General features: G+C 70.0%; 5 protein-coding genes and 1 pseudogene. 1 reads left to right on the forward strand and 5 read right to left on the reverse strand.

Going from position 1 to position 6,417, the window contains the following annotated elements; all coding sequences use genetic code 11:
* The first annotated feature begins 110 nt into the window (after positions 1–110).
* Positions 111–527, forward strand: coding sequence for a DUF779 domain-containing protein (locus tag AB0M26_RS08965; RefSeq protein ID WP_365256838.1), 417 nt, complete (start codon positions 111–113; stop codon positions 525–527).
* A gap of 341 nt (positions 528–868) precedes the next feature.
* Here AB0M26_RS08965 and AB0M26_RS08970 read toward each other — a convergent pair whose 3' ends face one another.
* From AB0M26_RS08970 to AB0M26_RS08990, 5 genes and pseudogenes are all read right to left on the reverse strand, one after another.
* Positions 869–2,248 (reverse strand): hypothetical protein, encoded by a 1,380-nt coding sequence (locus tag AB0M26_RS08970; RefSeq protein ID WP_365256840.1) that lies wholly within the window; start codon positions 2,246–2,248, stop codon positions 869–871.
* Between the two features lie 698 nt (positions 2,249–2,946).
* Entirely contained in the window at positions 2,947–3,141 is a 195-nt protein-coding gene (locus tag AB0M26_RS08975) for a hypothetical protein (protein ID WP_365256843.1), read from the reverse strand.
* A gap of 149 nt (positions 3,142–3,290) precedes the next feature.
* Positions 3,291–3,838, reverse strand: a pseudogene (locus tag AB0M26_RS08980) (hypothetical protein); the annotation flags it as partial.
* 89 nt (positions 3,839–3,927) lie between these two features.
* Positions 3,928–5,097: an acyl-CoA dehydrogenase family protein gene (locus AB0M26_RS08985; protein WP_365256846.1), complete on the reverse strand. Its 1,170-nt coding sequence runs from the start codon at positions 5,095–5,097 to the stop codon at positions 3,928–3,930.
* A complete protein-coding gene (locus AB0M26_RS08990; protein WP_365256849.1) occupies positions 5,094–6,299 on the reverse strand; it encodes an acyl-CoA dehydrogenase family protein in 1,206 nt (401 codons plus the stop codon). The genes AB0M26_RS08985 and AB0M26_RS08990 overlap by 4 nt, the downstream gene beginning before the upstream one ends.
* Positions 6,300–6,417: the final 118 nt, after the last annotated feature.

Raw genomic sequence — 6,417 nt, forward strand, 5'->3', positions numbered from 1 at the left:
GCACGTCGGCATGTGCACGGCCCCGTGCAACCTCCTCGCAACGTGCACGATGGTGAACTGAGGCTGCGCGGCACCCCCATCCGATTTCCCCACCCGAGGAGAGGTGCGCGATGGCCTCCGAACCGCCCGTCGAGCTGACCCCGGCGGCCGCCGGTCTCGTCCGGCGGCTGCGGACGGACCACGGGCCGCTGATGTTCCACCAGTCGGGCGGCTGCTGCGACGGCAGCGCGCCGATGTGCTACCCGGCGGGCGAGTTCCGCACCGGCGCCTCCGATGTGCTGCTGGCCGACCTGACCGTCGACGGGGTCGCCGAACCCGTGCCCTTCTGGATGTCCGCGAGCCAGTACGAGCGATGGAGCCACACCCGGCTGATCGTGGACGTCGTGGAGGGCCGGGGCAGCGGCTTCTCCCTCGAAGCGCCCGAGGGCGTGCGGTTCCTGATCCGCTCCCGGCTGCTGCGGCCCGCCACGCCGTACAGCTCCCCCGCCCCGGACTCCGGAGTGCCCCTCCCACGAGCCTCGCGCTGACGGCGCCTCACCAGCCCGGCCTTCTCAAATTCGCCAGTCCCAGAATGCAGGCTCCGGAGCAACATACGCACCGAATTCTCAGGCGTGGCAGGTGACCACGGTGGCGACCTCGAAGCGGGAGGCGAGTGCGACCTTCCCCAGAGCATCTGTCACATGTGACTGCAAGCGTCCGTGCCACAGAAACTTCTTGTGATCGCGCGGAAGTGCCTTCCCGCTGAGATGAAAGAGGCTAAGGACAGGCCTCGTGACCTCGGCAGAGAAGGCACTCTCGCTTGGCGATCAACGCCTCTTGAGCGTTCCGCGACCGAAAGATGGACGTCGGGCCGCGAAGCTGGTTGCTCCTATGCGATTCGGATTTCACCCAGCGGCTTGAAGTCGGCCCAGCAGTCCGTCGGTGCCGTGTCCAGGCGGAGGGTACCGGTACCGCCGGCCCCGCCGTCGCAGTAGCTGCTGGGAATGGAGGAGTTGAGGAAGGCCCCGTTCGGGTCGACGTCGGTTCCGACGTAGGGCGCGCCGGAGTAGGTGTTCGCTCCGACGTTGAGCGAGTCGTACGGGCATCCCAGCGGCGTCGAGAAGCACGCCGCGCCCTCACCGATCGGGTTGTAGCCGTAGTGCGTCGTGTTGAACGCGACCGTCCAGATGACCTGACTCGGCAGGGACGTCCCGGCGGGGAAGGTGAACGTCAGCGGAGCCGCGATGGAGTTGACACACTGGTTGGTGGCGGGGTTCATCCACTTGCCCGCGTCGGTCCCCGTACACGCCGGGTTGGCCGAGGGCCGGAAGGGGATCGTCTGGGTCTGGGTAACCGTGGCGAGGAGCGCACCCGGAGCCGGAACCGGGCCGGAGTTGTCCACGGCGTAGATGTTCGCGGTGATCGGGTGGGTGAACGTTGCTCCTGGTGTCGTCACGCAGTCGCCCGTGTTCCAGTGCCCGCTGACGCTGCATGCGAAGCTCTGGAAGTCCACCTTCAGCGTGCTCAGGTCGCCCGTGGAGCTGAGTCCCACCTCATCCCCGAACTCGCTGGTTCCGGTCGCCTCGAATCCGAGGCTGGGTGCGCCCTGGCAGGCGGGGAAATTCGCGGGGATGGCGGTGTAAACCGTACCGGGGGCCTGACCGCCGAAGTTGCAGGTGCCGGGCGGAGTGGGCTTCACGAAGCAGGTCTTGTGCTTCTGGCCATGGTGCTTCCCGCCCTTCTTCGGCTTGTGGCCGTGGTGATTGCCGGGCCCGCGGCCGTCGCCGTCGTAGAGCGCCTCGCACACCTCGGCGTCGTTGATGTTGAGTAGAATGGTCTGGTTGGCCGGAGCCGCCCCGGGGAAGGTCGCGGTTCCCATCGTGGTGGACGTGCCGTCGAGCGGGATGTTGCTGGGGTTGCCGTCGGGACGCGAGAACACGAAACGGCCGGTGTCCGTGGCACCGAACCATGCCGCACCGTTGGCTCCCTCCGCCTGCGCAGTGACGGTGGTGGGCTGTGTGCTTCCGGGGTAGACGCAGTAGCCGACCAGCCCCGGAACACCATTGGCCGGGTTTTCGTTCACGAGTGAGGTGAACGTGTACGTGCTGGTGCTGCCGCTGTTCGAGAACCCGGCCGAGACATTGTCGGCAGTGACGAACTGGTTCAGGTTCTGGCTTGTCGGGCAGTTGACCGGCTGACGGGATCCCGACGTGCCCGAGGCGGACGCGGCCAATCCCAGCCCGAGCGCAGTCGCCGTCACCATCGCCATGCATGCAGCCAGGAGAACTCGCACCAACGAGAGACTGCCCGACCCTCCCCGCAATCCGAGGATATTAGCGTATTTCTGCATGAGTTGACCTTTCTCCGCACAACCCGCGGCGTTTGGTGTGCGGGCGCCGACTCCCGACTGGTCGTGGTGGGCAGGATCACGGCCCGATTCGTTCGACCCGCATAAGTGACATCTAAAACGCTAGGTCAGATGTCGGTATATCACTACTCAACTGTTTACACGTCACCCGTTTGGCCTCACACGGGGATTGCGGGTTGGTCTTCCAAGGCGGGAGGGATGTGCCCGCTCAAGTCGGGTCGACGCGCACGCGGTGGTCGGTCGTGGGCGCGGTTTGTCGAGCATTGGATCGCCGGCATGGGTGACATGCCGCCTTCGGACGGGTCCAGGACGATCACCGACGAACGGGTGGCCCCCGGCCCGGCGCCCGCGGAATCGGGTCCTCGTACGAGGGAGCGGCAGTGAGTGCAACGGAGCCCACCAGCGCGCAGGCGATGACGGTATGCATCAGCGAACGTGCCCGGTTCCGAGGGACATGGCACGCGCAGTAGGGCCCAATGGGTGCACTGTCCATGCAACGGGACGCCCGGATCCGGCCGTTGGGTTGCGGGCCGGGGCGCGAGGCGGCCACGCCCGGCGGTACCACCTCGGGGAGAGATGTCGGGGGCGGGCCCCGGCCGTCAGGGACGGACGCTGCTGACGACGTCCGCCGTCGCCGCGATGCCGTCCAAGAGGGTAGGGGCCAGGCTCGAACCGGCCAGGCAGAAACCGAGCAGCATGCAGACCACGGCATGGGTGAACTTCAGTGAGCCGCTGCGCACGAACACGACGATCAGGATGATGAGCAGAAGGACCGCTGAGATCGAAATGGCCATGGTGTAACGAACCTCCTCCGCCGCGTGGGCAGTGCGGCGATCGGCCCAAAGTGTTGCGTATCGCACGCTCCTGCCCGGCTGTTCGGTGGTCCTCCGATGGGGTGATTGACTCCCTGTCACCATCCGCCGGGGTCATGGGCGCTGAGGAATCACTCCAGTCCTGGGAGGTCGTCGGTGTTGAGGTGATCGACGCCGGCGGCAAGGAGTTCGCGCCAGACCGCGGTACGTGCCGGTCCCGCCGTATCGGGCGTCGCCCGGAAGCGCACCCGCTGCCGTTCGGCGTGCGCGGCGGAGACGATCGCGCGCTCCTCGGCCGGCATCGGGCCGTCGCCCTGCCAGGCGAAGCTCTGTGTCCAGTTGCTGCTGAGCAGCGGGATGAAGGAGGCCGGAACACCCGTACCGAGGTCGTCCAGACGGCCGTCGTAGAACGCGTACCGCAGATGCTGCGCCTCCGTGGGGGCGCGCGCCGCCGGTCGCCGGAGACGACCGGGGGCACGGCACGGGTGCGGACGGTGCCGCCTGCGGCGGCACTGAGCATGGAGCGGTAGCGGCCCAGTACGCGGTGGAGTTCGAGGTACGTCGCCTAGCCGGTGTTCTTGATGTCGACGAGGAGCTGGAGCGGTATCCGGTGCCCCCGGTACACCCAGCCGTGGTTGGCCCGGGCCCTGGCGAGCAGAGGTTCCAGGTAGAGCGACTCGCCGACCCGCCGCCGGCCGAAACGCGCCCGCGGGGCGGCCGGACCCTTCGCGGAAGCGCCTCGGCCGGGTGCGCAGCGGCGGAGGCCTGTCAGCCGAGCGGTGCGGGCAGGTCGGCCGCCACCGCGAGGAACGACCGGTGCCGCCCCGGCGTTCCGAGCGCGATCTCCGCCGACTTCGCCCGCTTCAGATAGAGATGAGCCGGGTGCTCCCAGGTCATGCCGATGCCGCCGTGGAGCTGAACACACTCCTCCGCCGCGTGCACGGCGGTCGTCGCGCACGTGGCCTGGGCGACGGCGACGGCCACCGGGGCGTCGGGGCTCCCCTGTGCCAGGCAGTCCGCCGCGTACCGGGCGGCGGCGCGTGCCGAGACGATCTCCAGCCAGAGCCGGGCGAGCCGGTGCTTGAGGGCCTGGAACGATCCGACGGGCCGGTTGAACTGGTGCCGTTCGCCTGTGTAGCGGACGGTCTCGGCCAAGCACCATTCGGCCAGGCCCAGTTGCTCGGAGGCCAGGAGACCGGCTCCGGCGAGCAGCGCCCGCCCGACGGCGGCTCGGGCGGCGTCCGGCCCCGCGAGACGGCGCGCCCGTGCCCCGGTGAGCGTCACCTCGGCGACCGGACGGGTCGGGTCGAGGGACACCCGGGGCGCGACGGTGACTCCGGGATCCGTGGTCTCCACGGCGTGCAGCCCGTACCCGTCGGACCCCTGGGCCGGTACGAGGAGCACGTCGGCTCCGGCGGCTCCCGCCACGCTTCCCGTCCTCCCCTCCAGCGTCCCGTCCTCCGCGACCCGCACGGCGGCCGGCGGGACGGCACCCGGCGCGGTCGACAAGGGCAGGGTGAGCGCGCCGACGATCCGGCCCGCCGCGAGTCCGGCCAGCAGCCCGGTGGCGTCGGCGGAGTCCGTTCCGCAGCCCAGGAGCGCTTCGACGGCGAGCACCGCACTCGTCAGATACGGCACCGGGGCGGCGCTGCGGCCGAGTTCCTCCAGGACGACTGCGGCCTCGCGGGCAGTGGCCCCCTGTCCGCCCAGCTTCTCCGGGACGAGCAGCCCTGCCGTACCCATGTCCACGGCGAGGGCGCGCCAGAGGTCCGCGTCGTACGGCAGGCCGGTCTCGGTCCCGGCGATCACGGCGGCGGGGTCGCAGCGGTCGGTGAGCAGGGACCGTACGGCGGACCGCAGATCGTTCTCGGCCTCGGAGTACAGCAGGTCCGCGGCGGCCGCGGGCGGTGCACCGGCGCTCGGCTCGGTTCCGGTCATCGGGCGAGCTCCTTCCACGGGAGGTCCTTGTCGGTGCGCGGCTCGGGCGGCAGACCCAGAACGCGTTCCGCGACGATGTTGAGCAGCACCTCGGATGTGCCGCCCTCGATGGAGTTGCCCTTCGCCCGCAGGTAGCGGTACCCGGCGTCGCGTCCCGCGAAGTCGACCATCTCCGGGCGGCGCATGGTCCAGTCGTCGTACAACAGGCCCTCCTCGCCGAGGAGTTCCACTTCCAGCGCGCTGATCTCCTGGTTGAGGCGGGCGAACGCGAGCTTCATCGCCGAGCCCTCCGGTCCGGGCTGGCCCGCCGCGAGCTGCTGCCGCAGCCGCTCCCCCGCTAGCCTGGCCGCCTCCGCTTCGACCCACAGCCCCAGCAGCCGCTGGTGCAGATCGTGCGTGCGCAGCTCGGGCCGTTCGCGCCACTTCGCGGCCGGCAGCCCGATGAGGCCGCCCTCGCGGGGCACCCGGCCGCCGCCGATGGCGACGCGTTCGTTCATCAGCGTGGTCTGGGCGACCCGCCAGCCGTCGCCGATGTCGCCCAGCCGGTGGGTGTCCGGGATCCGCACGCCGGACAGAAAGACCTCGTTGAACTCGGCCTCGCCGGTGATCTGGCGCAGCGGGCGCACCTCGACACCCGGGTCGGTCATGTCGCAGAGGAAATAGGTGATGCCGCGGTGCTTGGGGACGTCCGGGTCGGTACGGGCGATGAGGATGGCCCAGCGGGCCAGATGGGCGCTGGAGGTCCACACCTTCTGCCCTTCGATCACCCAGTCGTCGCCGTCCCGTACGGCCCGGGTCGCGAGAGCCGCGAGGTCCGAGCCGGCGCCGGGCTCGCTGAAGAGCTGGCACCACACCTCCTCGCCCAGCCACAGCGGGCGCAGGAACCGTCGCTTCTGCTCGTCGGAGCCGTAGCGGAGGATCGTCGGAGCGGCCATGCCGAGGCCGATGCCGATGCGGCGGGGGTCGTTGTCGGGTGCGCCCGCCGCCTCCAACTCGGCGTCCACGACGGCCTGGAGGGTGCGTGGGGCGTCGAGGCCGCCGAGCCCCTCGGGGTAGTGCACCCAAGCGAGCCCGGCGTCGAAGCGGGCCTGCAGGAAGACGGCCGGGTCGGCGGTGGCAGGGTCATGCGCGGCGAGCAGGTCGGCGACCCGGCGGCGCAGGGCATCCGCGTCGGGTGCCGTCGTGGCCTCGGTACGGGCCATGGAGCAGCTCCTTCCGGTGGTGAGGTCAGACACCCCATGTCGTTTGGTGTCAAGCGGCGTGGGGCTGGGCGTGGTGCGACCAGGCGGTCGCTTCGTCGTAGAGGGTGCGGGTTTTGAG

The sequence above is a fragment of the Streptomyces sp. NPDC051776 genome, assembly GCF_040681345.1.
In the GTDB taxonomy this organism is placed as follows: Bacteria; Actinomycetota; Actinomycetes; order Streptomycetales; family Streptomycetaceae; genus Streptomyces.

Excerpts from the sequence above, each read along its gene's own strand:
- AB0M26_RS08965 (WP_365256838.1), top strand. The coding sequence starts at position 111 with ATGGCCTCCGAACCGCCCGTCGAGCTGACCCCGGCGGCCGCCGGTCTC.
- AB0M26_RS08970 (WP_365256840.1), bottom strand. The coding sequence starts at position 2,248 with ATGGCGATGGTGACGGCGACTGCGCTCGGGCTGGGATTGGCCGCGTCC.
- AB0M26_RS08975 (WP_365256843.1), bottom strand. The coding sequence starts at position 3,141 with ATGGCCATTTCGATCTCAGCGGTCCTTCTGCTCATCATCCTGATCGTC.
- AB0M26_RS08985 (WP_365256846.1), bottom strand. The coding sequence starts at position 5,097 with ATGACCGGAACCGAGCCGAGCGCCGGTGCACCGCCCGCGGCCGCCGCG.
- AB0M26_RS08990 (WP_365256849.1), bottom strand. The coding sequence starts at position 6,299 with ATGGCCCGTACCGAGGCCACGACGGCACCCGACGCGGATGCCCTGCGC.